Source organism: Nonomuraea sp. NPDC049378 (assembly GCF_055586745.1).
The window spans coordinates 357,160-371,528 of sequence record NZ_JBVJHP010000010.1; the positions used below are offsets into that span (position 1 = coordinate 357,160).

Below are 14,369 nucleotides of genomic sequence, written 5' to 3' on the forward strand. Positions count from 1 at the left end.
AAGCGTCCCTGTCCGGCGCTGGTGGCCCGCTGATCGGTGTCGGGGTCCTCGCCGTGCCGCCGGCGCGAATACCATGGGCCAGGTGCGTGTACATGGTCGGCGGACAGCGCTGGCGCTCGCCGCAGGCCTGCTTGCCGTGGCGACCGCCTGCACGAGCGATGCCCAGCCACGATCGACCCCCACCAGCTCCGCCGCCGCCGCGTCCAGCTCTCCCTCGCCGTCTCCGGACGAGCCGGAGGTCACGCGGACGGAAGCGGCCGAGGTCTTCGACGAGGTCACCGTCTCCGACGACGTGCTGCGGGTGAAGAGCGACCTCCAGGGGCGCCTCGGGCTGGCCGTCGATCTCACGGCCGGCGGACAGACCCGCATCACCGTGGCCGACTACCTGTCCACCGACTACGCGCCGCGCCGCTACACGTGGGGGTCGCCGACCCTGTTCGTGCCCCGGTTCGAGCAGGGCGAGGAGTCACCGTGGTTCAGCGCGCTGACGACCCGCGACGGGCATCCGACGCTCCTGACGTTCACCAGGTCCGACCGCTGGCGCATCAGCTCCGCGGCCGAGCTCGTGCCCGGACAGGAGCTGCCGGAGATCGAACTCGACGCCGACGGCTACGCCGACGCGGTCGCCTCCGACGACAAGACCATCACGATCAGCCCGCAGTTCATGGGGCCGGTGCACGCGAGCGTGGCCGAGACGGGCACCGCCGGTGTCACCGCCGGGCTCGTCGCGGAGGGGCCGTACACGACGGAGGTGGCCGAGCAGATCGCCTCGCGCCGCGAGGACGCCAAGACCGAGGGCTTCAGCTACGACTCGATCTTCAGCGCCGACAACTACCCGGTTTACGCGCTGCGCACCAAGGACGGCGGGGCGCTCATCCAGTATTCGCTGTCGCGCACCACGACCACGACGACGCGCACGGCCGAGGACGACTACATCCCGGTGCCCAGGTCGGCCAGGTGGGCGATCAGCACGCCGGTGCTGCGCCGTACGCTGCGGCTGGTCGAAACACACCAGTACGCGACGGTCGTCCCTCCCCTCACCGCCCCCAAAGCCGCCCCCGTGATCGCCCACGACGGCGCGCTCACGCGCGCGTCCGGAACCTGATCTTCTCTTCTTACGGCACAGCCGACCGCCCCGCACGCGCCGTAGCCCCTTTCCGCCCGTCATGGCCGGTCGTGAGGGCTCACGGGCGGCTCGCCGTGACGAGCGCCTCCTTGGCCGTCTTCTTCGCCGAGTTCTTGACCCGTGAGGCCCGTCGCGGGCATGCCCTCGAGGCAGCGGTGGGGCGGGCGTCCTCTGGCGCCCGCCCCTTCCGTCAGGACTCCGTGTGGGGGAGGTTGCTGGCGGACACCAGGGTGCGGATGGCGCGCAGAGCGACCGAGAGGGTGGCCAGGTCGAAGGTGTCGCTCTCCCAGATCTCCGACAACGTCTGCCGGGCCCGGGAGACCGCCGCCGTGTTGGCCTCCGTCCACCTGGCCAGCCGCTCCTCCGGCGGCAGGCCCGGCGTGCTGTGGGCCAGCACGTCACGGGTCAGGGAGGCGTGCGCCGCGTAGAGGTCGTCGCGCAGGGCCGAGCGGGCCATCGAGTTCCACCGGTTGTCCCTGGGCAGCGCGATGATGCGCTCCCGGATGCGGGCCAGCTGCAGCCGGTCGGCCAGGTCGAAGTAGACCTCCGCCGCCTCGCTGACCGGACGGTCGGTCACGGAGGAGATCTCCACCATGTCCAGCATCGAGTACGCGGGCACCATGGCGGACACCCGCTCGGCCAGCTCCAGCGGCACGCCCCTGGCGAGGAACGAGTCGCGGCGCTCCTCGTACGCGGCCAGGTCGGGGCCGGTCAGCAGCTTGGGGATGTGGGAGACCACGCCGTTGACCGGCTTCATGAACAAGCCGACCGACCCGGCCAGGTCCAGCGGCGGCCGGCGGTTGACCAGCAGCCAGCGGGTGCCGCGCTCGACCAGCTTGCGGGCCTCCAGCAGCATGGCGATCTGGGTGGCCGTGTCGACCTGCTTGTCCAGCGACTCCACGTCCCGGTAGAACCCCGGCAGGTCGAACACCTCGCGCGCCACGAGGTAGGCCCGCACGATGTCGGGCGTCGAGGCGCCCGTCTCTTCGCCGAAGCGGTACATGAACGTGGTGCCCATGGAGTTGACGAGCTCGTTGACCACGCAGGTGGTGATGATCTCCCGGCGCAGCGGGTGGGCGTCCATGTACGTGCGGAACCGCTCACGCAGCGCCGACGGGAAGTACGACACCAGCCACGAGGCGAGGTAGGGGTCGTCGGGCAGGTCGGAGGCGAGCACCTCGGCGTCGACGGTCAGCTTGGTGTAGGCGAGCAGCACGGCGAACTCGGGGGCGGTCAGGCCGAGTCTGGCCTGCCGGCGTTCGGCGAGCTGCTTGTCGGAAGGCAGGAACTCCAGCTCCCGGTTGATCAGCCCCTCGCGTTCCAGCCGTCGCAGGTAGCGGGCGTGGATGTGGAGCATCTCGACGGCCTGGGCGCGGGCCGCGGCCAGGACCACGTTCTGGGCGTGGTTGTCGCGCAGCACCAGGCGGGCGACCTCGTCGGTCATCGAGGTGAAGACCTCGTTGCGCTGCTTGTCGGCCAGCTCGCCGTCGCGGACGACCTGGTCCAGCAGGATCTTGATGTTCACCTCGTGGTCGGAGGTGTCGACGCCGGCCGAGTTGTCGATGAAGTCAGTGTTGATCAGGCCGCCGTTCAGCGCGAACTCGATGCGGGCCAGCTGGGTGAACCCCAGGTTGCCCCCTTCGCCGACGACCTTGCAGCGCAGGTCGGCGGCGTCGATCCTGAGCGCGTCGTTGGCCTTGTCGCCCACGTCGGCGTGCGACTCGGAGCCCGCCTTGACGTAGGTGCCGATGCCGCCGTTCCACAGCAGGTCGACGGGGGCCCGCAGAATGGCGCTGATCAGGTCGTTGGGGGCCATGGAGGTGACGCCGGCGGGGATGCCGAGCGCCTCGCGCATCTGGGGCGTGATCGGGATCGACTTGGCGGTGCGCGAGAAGACGCCGCCTCCCGCCGAGATCAGCGTGGCGTCGTAGTCCTCCCAGGAGCTGCGTGGCAGCTCGAACAGGCGCTGCCGTTCGCCGAACGAGCGGGCCGCGTCGGGGGTGGGGTCGACGAAGATGTGCCGGTGGTCGAACGCGGCCACCAGCCGGATGTGCTGTGACAGCAGCATGCCGTTGCCGAACACGTCGCCGGACATGTCGCCCACGCCGGCCACCGTGAAGTCGGTGCTCTGCACGTCCACGCCCGTGGTGCGGAAGTGGTACTTGACCGACTCCCACGCGCCGCGGGCGGTGATGCCCATGGCCTTGTGGTCGTAGCCGATCGAGCCGCCGGAGGCGAAGGCGTCGCCCAGCCAGAAGCCGTACTCCTTGGCCACGGCGTTGGCGATGTCGGAGAACGTGGCGGTGCCCTTGTCGGCGGCCACGACGAGGTAGGTGTCGGTGCCGTCGTGCCTGACCACGTCGGGCGGCGGGACGACCTGGCCGTCCACGAGGTTGTCGGTGACGTCGAGCAGGCCGGAGATGAACATGCGGTAGCAGGCCACGCCTTCGGCCTGCACATCTTCCCGCTTACCGGACAAAGGCGGCCGTTTAACGACAAACCCACCCTTGGACCCGGTCGGCACAATAACGGTATTTTTCACCATCTGGGCCTTAACCAGGCCGAGAATTTCCGTACGGAAGTCCTCCATCCGGTCAGACCACCGCAATCCACCCCGCGCCACTTTCCCGAACCGGAGATGCACGCCCTCGACCCGCGGCGAGTACACGAATATCTCGAACTTGGGCCGCGGAAGGGGCAGGACGCTGATGGCCTGCGGGTCGAACTTGAGCGATATGTACTCTTTTCGGCGCCCATTCACCGTCTGGAAATAGTTGGTACGCAGCGTGGCCTGGATCATCTCCAGGTACGCCCGCAGCACGCGGTCCTCGTCCAGCGAGGCCACCTCGTCGAGCGCGCCCAGGATCTCCTCGTGGATCGCGTCGGCCAGCTCGGTTCGCACGTCGTCGGGCCGCCGCGGATCGTGCCGAGCCTCGAACAGGCTGACGAGCAACCGCGCCAGCCGCACGTTGCCCAGGAGCACCCGCTCCATGTACGCCTGCGAGAACGTGCTGCCCGCCTGGCGCAGGTATTTCGCGTAGGCCCGCAGGATCTCGGCCTGCTCCCAGGTCAACCCGGCGCTCAGGATGAGCGAGTTGAAGTCGTCGGCCTGCACCCGGCCCGTCCACAGGGCGGTGAGGCCGTCCTGGAAGAGCCGCTTGAAGTCCTCCCTGCCGACCTCGTCGGACGGCGTGTAGCGCAGCCCGAAGTCGTAGATCCAGGCGTTCTTGGTGGTGGGGTCGTTGTCGCGGTCGACTTCGTACGGCCGCTCGTCGACCACCTCGACGCCGAGCCGCTGGATGAGCGGCAGCACCTTCGACAGCGAGATGGGCGAGCCGACCTTGTAGATCTTGAGCCGCCGCTCCCCCTCGGCCGCGTCGTACGGCTCGTAGAGGTTGAGCTCGACCTGCCCGTCGTCGTCCGCGCCGACGAGCCGCTCCAGCCGCTGCAGGTCGACCACGGCGACCTTGGGCGGGAAGTCCGCTTTGTACCCCTCGGGGAACGCGGAGGCGTACCGGCGGATGAGCCCGGGCGCCTCCTCCTCCGACGTCAGCTCCACCAGCGCGGTGGCCAGGTCGTCCTCCCAGGAGCGGGTGATGGCCGCCAGCCGCGCCTCCAGCTCCTCCACGTCCACGCTCGGCGGCGGCAGCTGCTTGCCCCGCTCGCCCCGCACGACCACGTGCAGGCGGGCCAGCACCGACTCGCCGATCATGGCGCTGTAGTCGAGCGAGGTGCCCCCCAGGGCCTTGAGCAGCACCTCCTGCATCTGCAGCCGGACCTTGGTGGTGTAGCGGTCGCGCGGCAGGTAGATCAGGCAGGAGATGTAGCGGCCGTAGTCGTCGCGCCGCAGGAACAACTTGACCTGCTTGCGCTCGCGCAGCCGGAGCACGCCCAGCGCGATCGGAAGGAGCTCGTCGATCGAGGTCTGGAACAGCTCGTCGCGGGGGAACGTCTCGAGGATCTCGATGAGGTCCTTGCCGTCGTGGCTGTCGGGCGCCAGCCCGGCCTGGTGGAGGACGTCGGCCAGCTTCCGCCGGAGCACGGGGATCCGGGAGATCGACTCGTTGTAGGCCACGTGCGTGAACAGGCCGAGGAAACGCCGCTCGCCGATCACCTCGCCCTCGGGCGAGAACACCTTGACCCCGATGTAGTCGAGGTAGGTGGCGCGGTGCACGGTGGCCCGGGAGTTGGCCTTGGTGATGATCATGAGGTGCTTCTCGCGGGCCTTGGCCCGCAGCTCGGCGGGCAGCGCGGAGAAGCTGTCGGAGCTGACCTTGTCGTCACGCAGGATGCCCAGCGCCGCACCGGGCAGCGGGCGCAGCGTCTCGCCCTCGTCGGTGTGCTCGAGCCGGTATTCGCGGTAGCCGAGGAAGGTGAAGTGCCCGTCGGCGAGCCAGCGCAGCAGGTCGATGCTGTCCTCGACCTCCGCGGGCTCCAGCGGCGGCGGGTTCATGCCCAGGTCTTCCGCGGTCTGGACGGCCAGCGCCCGCATCTTCCTGAAGTCCTCGACCGCGTGCCGCACGTCGGCGAGCACCCGCAGCAGGTCGGTCTCGATTGTCTTGAGCGCGCGCGGGTCGGCCTGCCGGTCGATCTCGATGTGCATCCACGACTCGACCAGCATCTGGCCGGTGACGTCCTGCTGGTCAGGGCCGAGCATCCGGCCCGTCATGTCGCGGCGCACCCGCATCTGCGGGTGGACCAGCAGGTGCACGCCCAGGCCGTGCCGGTCGAGCTCCATCGTCACCGAGTCGACCAGGAACGGCATGTCGTCGGTGACCACCTCGACGACCGAGTGCCCGGGATCCCACCCGTTCTCGTCGACCGTCGGGGTGTAGGCCCGGACCACCGGCCTGCCCTGCGGGCGGACCTCGGCCAGCTGCCTCTGGGACATCGCGGGACCGTACACGTCAACGGGGTTGCGGTCGAGCAGGTCTTCCGGCGCGACGTGCCGGTAGTAGAGCCGGAGGAAGGACAGCGCCTCATCGGCGCTCATGTGCTCCGTGCTCGTCGCGCAGATCTCGGCGGCTCGCTGGAGCAGCTCATCCTTGGCCTCGTCGAGCGGCATTTCGCTCTCACTCCTTTGTGAGGGTTCGCCATGGCTGTTCATAGCCAGGCCCTTAGTTCCCACAGCAGCGGGAAGTAGTGCAGGCGCGTTCTACCGCGCAGATAGGGGGCGCCCGTCGAGCCGCCTGTGCCCGACTTGGTGCCGATCTGGCGTTCGACCATCTGGACATGACGCATTCGCCACAGCGCTGTGGTCTCGTCGTGGGTCAGCAGGTCTTCGGCCAGTTGCCACAGGTCGTCGTGGGACCTGCGGTCTCTCGCCACGGCCAGCAGCGAGTTCATGATCTCATCATCGGAGACCGGCAGGCCACGCAGCGACAGCGCGTCAAGATAGGCGTCCCACAGCGTGGGCTCCGACAGCCTGCCGCGCAGCCTGGCGAGATCGGCCTCCTCGGCGTGCCGGAAGCTGCCGAGGTAACGCTCGTCCTTCAGCCCGGACAGGAACTCCAGCTCCCGGAACTGCACGGACTGGAACCCGCTGGCGGGCTCCAGCATCGAGCGGAACTCGAGGAAGTCCTGAGGCGTCATCGTCTCCAGGACCTCGACCTGCTCGACCAGCACCCGCTCGACCGCGTGCACCCGCCGGAACAGGTGCCTGGCCCGCCACAGCTCGCCACGGGACATGGCCTCGCGAACCGACTCCAGCTCATGGAGCAGCAGCTTGAACCAGAGCTCGTAGACCTGGTGGATGGTGATGAAGAGCAGCTCGTCAGGAGCCTGCGACTGCGGCTGCTGCTGGGCGAGCAGCGCGGGCAGGCGGAGGTAGCCGCCGTACGACAGCCGGCCGCCTTCCTCGCCGAACCGCCGGCGCGGGGGACGGGGCACATCGTCGTCGATGCCCACCGAACACCTCCCCCCGACCACCCGGCACTTGCCGCCGGGCGCACGTCTCGCCGATACCGATACCACCCGAAAAGGGGATAGACGTCAACGTGACATCGACATCGGGGGATCGTCGTCGGAGGTCGAGGAGGCGTTCTTGAGCTCGTCGAGCTGGTCCGGCAGCTCGACGAGCTCCACCAGCTCCGCCTGGCATCGCTCGCACGAGTCGAGGTGGCGTTCGAAGGCCTCGTGCTCCTCTTCGTCGAGGACGCCGAGAGCGTAGGCGGCCACCCCGTCATGCATCAGCCGGCTACCCCCTTGTCCCGCAGCAGTTCGCGGAGAGCCCGGATCCCGTAGTAGAGCCGGGACTTCACCGTGCCCGGTGGGATCCCCAGAATCTCCGCCGCCTCACTTATCGTACGGTCTCGAAGGTAGGTCTGCTCAATGACTTCGCGGTGTTCCGCGGACAGGGACCGGAGGGCGTCCGCGACGACCATCGCCGACAGAGCCCGATCCGAACCGTCCGGCACCGCCATCATGTCGACTTCGGGCGGCTCGACCTCCTGCGGCCGAACGCTCTTCCGCCGACGACCATCAATGACTATGCGACGGGCCACGGTAAGCAGCCACGCCCATATAAGGCTTGGTTCCCATTGCAGTCTTGCCGAGTTCCGCCAGGCCCGGACGAGCGTCTCCTGTACAACGTCTTCGGCCCACTGAAGGTCGTTACCTGTGGATTTGCGGACGTGTCGCAGCAGAGGGCCGCCGAACTCCTGGTAAAGCACCGCAATGCGGTGCTCCGCCTCGGCATCCGCACTCTCGAACCTGCCGTCGAGGTGACCTAGCACGGGGCACATCTTTACACCTTCGTTATCCAAGCGGTAGCCACTCCGATAACTCCAGTCATTTCTAACTATCTCCGGCCATAGATGAACCAGGTGGGTGAAGCCCGCGTACCTCCCACCATGCACAGGCTTTTGCGCGGCGAGGTGTTCATGCTCGGCGGCTTCGTCGTGGCGGCCGCGGTGACGATCCTGCTGGTCATGCCACCGGTTATCGATCCCGCTGCCGCCCAGTGGGCGCAGACGTCCACGGGACCGCTCACGGCGGCCGACCGCGACCTGCTGGTCAAGGTACGGCAGGCCGGCCTGTGGGAAATGCCCGCAGGCGAGTACGCCAAGACCCGCGCCGAGTCCCAGCGTGTCAAGGAAGTCGGCAGGCTGATCATGGAAGATCACATGAAGCTGGACCTGCTGACCCGTCAGGTCGCGAAGAAACTGGGCGTGGCACTGCCGGACGAGCCCAGCCCGCAGCAGCAGAGCTGGATGGCCCAGCTCGCCGCGGAGAGCGGGCCCGCCTTCGACAGGGACTACGCGAACCTGCTGCGTGACTCACACGGCAAGGTCTTCACCGTCATCGCGGCGGTGCGGTCCGGCACACGCAACTCCGAGATCAGGAAGTTCTCCGAGGACTGCGTGAGGTTCGTCATGAGGCACATGGCGCTGCTGGAGTCCACCGGCCTGGTCGACCACAACGCCCTGCCGGAGCCTCCCACGCCCGCGCCAGCTCCACCCGTCGCGATGGCGGTCGATTCGAGGAGACACACATGAGGAGATCCAGACGCATGGCCGCGGCCATGTCCGCTTTGGCCGTGACGGCGAGCGGGCTGGTGTCCGCGGCCGTCATCGGCGTCGGCCCGGCACGCGCCGACATCTGCGACTCGGCCGAGTCCCCGTCGCAGCAGGAACAGCGGGATCGGAATCAGCGGCGAGACTTCGACCAGCGGAACAGGAACGGACGGAACCAGGGCCAGAACGGCGACGGGCAGTTCCCCGACAGGAACCAGGGACGCCAGAACCCGAACCAGCAGGCCCCCGACCAGCAGGACCCGAACCAGGACCAGCGGCAGGACCAGCAGGACCCCGACCAGCAGGCTCCCCAGGGAGGCGGCGCCGCGGTGGCCGACCCCGCCGGCTCGCCGGACGACACGGCACGCGCCCCCGAGCCCGAGGACAGCGCCACGGTGCAGTCGCGCCGCGGCCGGCCGGACCCCCGCCCGACGCGGACCCAGGACCCGAACGACGACCCCACCGGCAACCCGACCGGCAACCCGACCGACGACCCCACCGGCAACCCCACTGACGACCCCACCGGCAACCCGACGGACGACCCCACCGACGACCCGACGCAGAGCCCGCCCCCGCAGGGAACGGCGTCGCCCTCCCCCTCCCCCACCCAGAGCGGCGACGGGAACGACTGCGACCTCGGCCCGTTCACCGATGACTTCGTCAACATCCGCCAGGTCCAGCCGGTCAACGAGGTGCGGATCGGCAGGGACGGCTCCCGCGGCTCGTTCGTCTCCCGCTGCGGCACCAACCGCAACCGCCACCACAACCCCGACAACTTCATCGTCGCGCCCGGCGTGAGCAACGGGGCGCACCACCTGCACGACTACGTGGGCAACCTGTCGACGGACGCGTTCTCCACCGACGAGAGCCTGGCCGCCGCGGGCACCACCTGCCGGCTGGGCGACAAGTCCACGTACTTCTGGCCCGTGATCAGGGACCGCAGGTCGAACGAGAACGCCGGCGACCCCGACGGCAACGTCGGCCGGCTGCTGCTGCCCCGCGCCGCGACGCTCCAGTTCCGCGGCAACGCCACCGACGACGTCGTGGCGATGCCGAGGTTCATGCGGATCATCACCGGTGACGCGAAGGCGGGCACGAACGGCGGCGCCAACGCCAAGGCGGGCTGGAGCTGCTCGGGATTCCAAAATCGCATAAGTCCCGATAAATACACGCTTTGCCCGCGTGGCAGTCAGGTTCTTCGTATCCTGGATTTCCCTAGCTGCTGGGACGGCCAGAACACCGACAGCGCCAATCACCGGACGCACGTGGTCTTCCCCGACCAGAACGGTGCCTGCCCTCAGGGCACTCGGGCGATTCCCCAACTCCGCATGACCCTCGCGTACAACGTCCCACAAGGCCCGTCGTACGCCGTGGACGCCTTTCCCGAGCAGAAGCACAATCCGGTCACCGACCACGGCGACTTCGTCAATGTGATGCCCGATCGGCTGATGCAGACCGTCGTCTCATGCATCAACCGGGGCCGCCGTTGCTGATCTGACATGCCCTCACGGGCACCAGCCTTCCGAGTCGCACCCTCACCCGACCTTGGAGGGAAATAGATGCTCCACAGACGATCCCCCAGGCACGCCCCCACCAAGCTGGACACCAGAAGCGTCCGGCTGGGGGCGAGCGCCTCGATCATGGCCATCCTGCTGTCGGCGTTCGCGCTGACCAGGACGGAACGTGGCGTGGCGCTGCTCGGCCGAGGGGTGGGCTTCCTCGAGTTCTACGCCGGCGTGTTCGCGCTGGTGCTGCTGACCGCGACGGTCGCACTCGGCCTGCTCACCACCGAACGCGTCTTCCTGACACCGGCCAACCGGGTCAGGGCCCAGCTCGCGCACAGAGCCACCGCGTTCATCGGGCTGGCCTACCTGATCACGCACATCACCCTCATGATCAGTCTGGGGCACGTGCCGCTGGGGGCGGCGGTCGTCCCCGTCGCCGGGCTCTACGTGGGGTTCGGCGCGCTGGCCTTCGACCTGATGGTCCTGGCCGTGGTCACGGGAATGTTGAGGGGGCGCTTCGCCGTACGGACCAGGCCATGGATGTGGCGGATCCTCCACGCCGCCGCGTACGTGGCCTGGCCGGTCGGCATCATGCACGGGCTCACCGCCGGCCGTCCGCCGGCCGGCTGGGTGGCCTGGTCCTACGTGGCCTGCCTGGCGGCGGTCGGCTCCGCGCTCTGCGTGCGGGTGCTGGCCTCGCTGCGCCGGCCGTCGATCGTGCCCGAGAGGATCGAAGGGCCGGCGGTGACGTCGCCGGCCACCGCGGGCGTGCCGAACCAACGGCCGCAGAAGGTCGCCGTCCCGGCCGCCGCCGGGGCCGGGACCAGGACCGGCACCAGGGCCGGCACCGGGACTGGCGCGGTGAACGTCAACGCACCCGTGAGCCTGGCCGATGCCAGGCGCAGATACCGGGAGGCCGGATGAGCCTGCCCGCGACGACTGATCAGGAGCGACCGTGATTCCGGCCCGAGTTCCCCGGGTGTTACGCATGGGTCCGGCCCGGCTCACCGCCGGGCTCGACCACTGCCGCCGGCTCGACCTGCCCGCGCACCGCACGCTCCACGGGGTCGTGGAGCCGCGCGAGCTGGCCGAGCTCATCTCCCTTGCCAACGACGTGGACATGCGCGGGCGGGGCGGCGCGGCCTTCCCGTTCGCGCGCAAGCTGCGGGCGGTCGCCGACGCGGCGGGCACGGGCGAAAGCGTGGTGCTGGTCAACGGCGCCGAAGGCGAGCCGGCCAGTTCCAAGGACGCCATGCTGCTCACCCGCAACCCCCACCTGGTGCTGGACGGCGCGGTGCTGGCCGCCGAGGCGCTGGGCGCCCGCGAGGTGGTCGTCGCCACGGCCGGTGGCGAGGTCGCCGAGGCGTCCGTCGCCGCCGCCGTGGCCGAGCGCCGGGCCTCGAACGTGTCGGGCGGCGCGGAGAGCCGGGTCCCGATCCGGGTGGTCGGGATCAAGGAGAGGTTCATCTCCGGCGAGGGAGGCGCGCTCGTCAAGGCCGTGAACGGCGAGGAGGGCATCCCGCCCGGCCGCAAGAAGCGGGCCGCCACGAGCGGGGTGGACGGCCTGCCGACCCTGCTGTCCAACACGGAGACGTACGCGCAGTTCGCCCTGCTGGCGGAGTACGGCCCCGAGAAGTACGCCGAGGTCGGCACCAGCAAGGAGCCCGGCACGATCCTGCTCACCGTGAGCGGCGGCGCGGCCCAGGGTGCGGTCATCGAGGCGCCTGCGGGCACCTACCTGGCCGACGTGCTCGCGCTGACCGAATCCGAGATCGGCGACGGCGTGCTCATCGGCGGCTACCACGGCGCGTGGTTGTCCGCGGAGGTCGTCCAGACGGCCGTGCTCTCACGCGAGGGCATGAAGCAGGCAGGAGCGACTCTCGGGGCCGGGATCATCGTCCCGCTCGGCGAGTCCACCTGCGCGCTCGGCGAGGCCGCCAGGGTGTCGGCCTACCTGGCGGCCGAGTCGGCCGGCCAGTGCGGCCCGTGCCGCCTCGGCCTGCCGGACATCGCCAGGGCCATGTACGCGCTGGTCGAGGGCACGGGTTCGGTGGACGCCGTACGCCGATGCGTGCGCGGCGTCGAGCGGCGCGGGGCGTGCTTCCACCCCGACGGCACGGCGAAGTTCGTGTTGTCGGCGCTGGACGCGTTCGAGACCGAGATCGCGCAGCACCTGGAGCACGGCTCGTGCGGCCGGCCGATCCGCGGCGTGCTGCCGATGCCCGAGCGCGAGGCCGACCCCGAGTACCGGCTGGAGGTCGACTGGTCCCGCTGCCAGGGGCACGGGCTCTGCGCGCACCTGTTGCCGGAGTTCGTGGACCTCGACGACTACGGGTTCCCCTCGTTCAGGAACGTCCCCGGCCACCTCGCCAAGGAGGCGCGGCGGGCGGTCGACATGTGCCCGGCGCTGGCCTTGCGGCTCGCCCGGACCACCGGGGACGGCTCCACGCCCGCCGGCTCGCCCCTGCGGCTGGTCAAGGACGGCGTGCTCAGGAAGGCCGGGGCGAGCATGCCCCGGCTCACGCGCGTGAGCACCGGCCCGAACGTCTCGAGGGTCGGAGGTACGGCGGGGTGACGCGACATATCTGATTATTTCAGTAATTACCATTTCTGTCGGACATATACCGGCTCTCCCATGCCCGCCATTTGGTAGAGCCGCTTGGACGTTTCCATCGGCACGCGTACGCACCCGTGGGACGCCGGCCGGTTCGGGACTTTCGTGGAGCCGTGCAACGCGATGCCGCCGACGAAGTAGAGGGAGTTGTACATCGACCCGAGCGGCCCGGTCGTCCACCCGGGCGCTCGCCGGTTGACGCGGAAGTCGCCCACGGGAGTGACCGCGTCGCCGCAGCGCCCGTTGAGGCACCAGCGCCTCTGGGCGCCGCTGGAGATGTGCGAGATCAGCGCGGGACGGTGCCGGCGGTAGACGATCATCAGCTGCTCGCGGAGCCTGACCTCGACCCGGTTCGCCGGGCCGTCGGGCACCAGCGCACGGGTGCGAAGCGGCCGGTCGAGCGCCCGCCAGACGTCCGGCCCCACCGCGCCCCGCACCTGCATCTTGTGGCTCTTCTGCAGCGCCCAGACCGCGAACTTCGTCTGCTCGTCGTAGCGCCCGTTGATCTTGCCGAAGTAGTAGCGGCCCTGGCGCAGTCTCCGCTGGAGCAGCTCGATCTCCTTGCCGCGGTCGCCCGGCCGCAGGAGGGGTGTTTTGATCTCGGCCCGTTCCACCGGTGTCGGACGGTCTTTGTCCGCCATCGCAGGTATGCCCATCAGCAAGGGCGCCCCGCATCCAACGGCGAAAGCGCCGATTCTTCGAAGCTTTATGATCATAATTCGATGCCTACCCACATCGTCGAGAATTCACCTCATGCATGGGTTTTGTCCGGTAAAGGCGGCGAATTAACGAATCCCACTATAAACGGGCATTCCCCGTTTATTCGACTATCACTGCCGGCGAAAAACCGGTCGCGAACGGGCACGCCGACTGCCATCATGCGGTGGTATGCGGAACTGGCCCCTGTTCGACCTGTCCATCACCACGCCCCGCCTTGAACTGCGCCTCCCCACGCTCGACGAGCTCGACGAGCTCGCGGACCGCGCCGCCGAGGGCGTCCACGAGACGGGAATCATGCCGTTCCTCTTCCCCTGGACGGACGCCGAGCCCGCCGAGCGGGCCAGGAGCACGCTGCAGTACCACTTCCGCGCGTGGGGCTCGCTCGCCCCGGAGAAGTGGTCGATCGACTTCGTGGTCGTGTACGACGGTCAGATCGTCGGCACGCAGGGCGTCACGGCCACGTCCTTCGCGGTCACCCGCGAGGTCGGCACCGGCTCGTGGCTGGGGCAGCGCTTCCAGGGCGACGGCATCGGCACCGAGATGCGCGGCGCGGTGTTGCACCTCGCCTTCGCCGGGCTGGGGGCGCGCCACGCGACGACCGAGGCGTTCGAGGACAACCACGCCTCGCTGGCGGTGACGAGAAAGCTCGGCTACCAGGAGGACGGCATCACGGTCCACGACCGCCAGGGCAGGCCGGCCGTCACCCGGCGCTTCCGCCTGGCCAGGGAGGACTGGCAGGAGTCACCCGGTTTCGAGATCCACAACCTGCCCGCCTGCCTGCCCCTCCTCGGCCTTCCAGGATGACGGCGGGGGGGGGGGGGGGGGGGGGGGGGGGGGGGAGGGGGTGGGGGGGGGGGGGGGGGCGGGGCGGGGGGGGGGGGGGGTGGGGA

11 protein-coding genes are annotated in these 14,369 nt (G+C 69.5%); 6 read left to right on the top strand and 5 right to left on the bottom strand.

The genetic code is table 11. From position 1 onward, the window contains the following. The first annotated feature begins 82 nt into the window (after nt 1–82). Complete coding sequence (locus tag ACZ6SA_RS23605) at nt 83–1,105, top strand: DUF8094 domain-containing protein (RefSeq protein WP_347643306.1); 1,023 nt, start codon at nt 83–85, stop codon at nt 1,103–1,105. Nucleotides 1,106–1,316: 211 nt separating this feature from the next. Here ACZ6SA_RS23605 and ACZ6SA_RS23610 read toward each other — a convergent pair whose 3' ends face one another. From ACZ6SA_RS23610 to ACZ6SA_RS23625, 4 genes are all read right to left on the bottom strand, one after another. After that, on the bottom strand, nt 1,317–6,191 hold the full coding sequence (locus tag ACZ6SA_RS23610; RefSeq protein ID WP_465830353.1) for an NAD-glutamate dehydrogenase: 4,875 nt from the start codon (nt 6,189–6,191) through the stop codon (nt 1,317–1,319). Nucleotides 6,192–6,229: 38 nt separating this feature from the next. Beyond that, a complete protein-coding gene (locus ACZ6SA_RS23615; RefSeq protein ID WP_347643304.1) occupies nt 6,230–7,033 on the bottom strand; it encodes a tryptophan 2,3-dioxygenase in 804 nt (267 codons plus the stop codon). Between the two features lie 84 nt (nt 7,034–7,117). Further along, entirely contained in the window at nt 7,118–7,315 is a 198-nt protein-coding gene (locus ACZ6SA_RS23620) for a zf-HC2 domain-containing protein (RefSeq protein WP_347643303.1), read from the bottom strand. After that, a complete protein-coding gene (locus ACZ6SA_RS23625; protein WP_201761090.1) occupies nt 7,315–7,869 on the bottom strand; it encodes a sigma-70 family RNA polymerase sigma factor in 555 nt (184 codons plus the stop codon). The genes ACZ6SA_RS23620 and ACZ6SA_RS23625 overlap by 1 nt, the downstream gene beginning before the upstream one ends. Nucleotides 7,870–7,977: 108 nt before the next feature. On the opposite strand from ACZ6SA_RS23625, the gene ACZ6SA_RS23630 reads away from it, so the two are divergent. The 4 genes from ACZ6SA_RS23630 (at nt 7,978) to ACZ6SA_RS23645 (ending at nt 12,720) form a co-directional block, all read left to right on the top strand. Next, a complete protein-coding gene (locus tag ACZ6SA_RS23630) occupies nt 7,978–8,622 on the top strand; it encodes a DUF4142 domain-containing protein (protein WP_347643302.1) in 645 nt (214 codons plus the stop codon). Then, a complete protein-coding gene (locus ACZ6SA_RS23635; protein ID WP_465830356.1) occupies nt 8,619–10,133 on the top strand; it encodes a DUF1996 domain-containing protein in 1,515 nt (504 codons plus the stop codon). The genes ACZ6SA_RS23630 and ACZ6SA_RS23635 overlap by 4 nt, the downstream gene beginning before the upstream one ends. A 66-nt stretch (nt 10,134–10,199) precedes the next feature. Beyond that, on the top strand, nt 10,200–11,069 hold the full coding sequence (locus ACZ6SA_RS23640) for a ferric reductase-like transmembrane domain-containing protein (RefSeq protein WP_465830358.1): 870 nt from the start codon (nt 10,200–10,202) through the stop codon (nt 11,067–11,069). 64 nt (nt 11,070–11,133) lie between these two features. Next, nucleotides 11,134–12,720 (top strand): NADH-ubiquinone oxidoreductase-F iron-sulfur binding region domain-containing protein, encoded by a 1,587-nt coding sequence (locus ACZ6SA_RS23645; RefSeq protein ID WP_347643299.1) that lies wholly within the window; start codon nt 11,134–11,136, stop codon nt 12,718–12,720. 26 nt (nt 12,721–12,746) lie between these two features. Here ACZ6SA_RS23645 and ACZ6SA_RS23650 read toward each other — a convergent pair whose 3' ends face one another. Then, on the bottom strand, nt 12,747–13,400 hold the full coding sequence (locus tag ACZ6SA_RS23650) for a L,D-transpeptidase family protein (RefSeq protein ID WP_347643298.1): 654 nt from the start codon (nt 13,398–13,400) through the stop codon (nt 12,747–12,749). Nucleotides 13,401–13,647: 247 nt separating this feature from the next. On the opposite strand from ACZ6SA_RS23650, the gene ACZ6SA_RS23655 reads away from it, so the two are divergent. Then, the gene (locus tag ACZ6SA_RS23655) at nt 13,648–14,283 is read left to right on the top strand and encodes a GNAT family N-acetyltransferase (protein ID WP_347643297.1); all 636 of its coding nucleotides are present in this window, start codon (nt 13,648–13,650) and stop codon (nt 14,281–14,283) included. Nucleotides 14,284–14,369: the final 86 nt, after the last annotated feature.